General features: G+C 74.4%; 1 protein-coding gene. It reads left to right on the top strand.

Translation table 11 applies throughout. The annotated features are described in order from the left end of the window. A partial coding sequence (locus FV233_RS29460; protein ID WP_246690149.1) for an RsmB/NOP family class I SAM-dependent RNA methyltransferase occupies positions 1 to 1,301 on the top strand: 1,301 nt, incomplete at its 5' end. Positions 1,302 to 1,373: the final 72 nt, after the last annotated feature.

Here is a 1,373-nt window from a genome sequence, read left to right as displayed (position 1 = left end):
TGACCCCCGCCGCCCGCTGCTCCGCCGCCATCGAAGTCCTGACCGATATCGCGGAGCGCCGCCGCCCCGCCGCCGACGCGCTCAAGGATTGGGGCCTCGCCCACCGTTTCGCCGGCTCCGGCGACCGGGCCGGGATCGCCAGCCTGGTCTACGACGCCCTGCGCCGGCGGGCATCCGCCGCCTGGATCATGGGCTCCGAGGCGCCGCGCGCCGTGCTGATCGGCTCCCTGCGGCTGCAGCAGGGGCTCGCCGCCGCGTCCGTGGCTACGTTGTTCTCGGGCGAGCGCTTCGCCCCCGAGCCGCTGAGCGACGACGAGCGCGCGCGCCTCGAAACCGGCACGCTGGACGAGGCCCCGCCCGAAGTGGCCGGCGACGCCCCGCCCTTCGTGCTGCCCGAGCTGGAGGCCGCGCTCGGCGACGACCTGATCCCTGAATTGAAGGCGCTCGCCCGGCGCGCACCCCTCGACATCCGGGTCAACGCCCTACGCGGCAGCCGTGACGACTTGATGCCCGCGCTGAGCGGCTTCGATGCCGCGCCGACCCCGCACGCGCCGCTCGGCGTCCGGATCCCGATCGGCGCCGACGGCCGAGGCCCGGCGCTCCACGTCGAGGCCGAGTTTCTGGACGGCTGGTACGAGATACAGGACGAGGGCTCGCAGCTCGCCGCCCTTCTGGCGGATCCGCAAGCGGGCGAGACCATCGTAGACCTTTGCGCCGGCGGCGGCGGCAAGACCCTGGCGCTGGCCTCCCAGACCCGCAACGGCGCCCGCCTGATCGCCACGGACGGCGATCCGCGCCGGCTCGCGCCGATCCACGAGCGCCTGCGCCGCTCCGGGGCCGCGGCCGAAGTACGGACACCGCGCGGCGGCAAGGCCCGCGCCGACGTGCTGGAGGATCTCGACGGCCAGATCGACCGGGTGCTGGTCGATGCGCCTTGCACCGGCTCAGGGACCTGGCGGCGCAACCCGGACGCCAAGTGGCGGCTGCGGCCCGGAAGCCTGGCCCTGCGCATCGCCGAGCAGTCGCAGGTCTTGGACCGGGCGGCCAAGCTGGTCCGGCCCGGCGGGCGGATCGTCTACGTCACCTGCTCGCTCCTGCCGGCGGAGAACGACGCGGCCGTGGCCGGTCTGCTGTCGCGCTGGCGTGGCCGCTTCGATGCCGTGCCGGCCGAGACCGTGCTGGCGGCGGGGCCGCCGAGCCTCGCGTCCTCTGTTCGCCAGACGGAGCACGGCCTGCAGATGACCCCGCTGCGGACCGGCACGGACGGCTTCTACGTATCCGTGATCACCCGACGCGCCTGAGGACGCGCCTCTCCGGAACCGTGACCGCGTCCCGCGACGTTGGGCGAGGGATGTTTCAGGAGAGCGCCATGC

Origin of the sequence: Methylobacterium sp. WL7 (genome assembly GCF_008040085.1) — a bacterium.
Classification (GTDB): Bacteria; Pseudomonadota; Alphaproteobacteria; order Rhizobiales; family Beijerinckiaceae; genus Methylobacterium; species Methylobacterium mesophilicum.
Note: the sequence above shows the minus strand (reverse complement) of the source record. Positions and strands in the feature narration are given on the sequence as shown.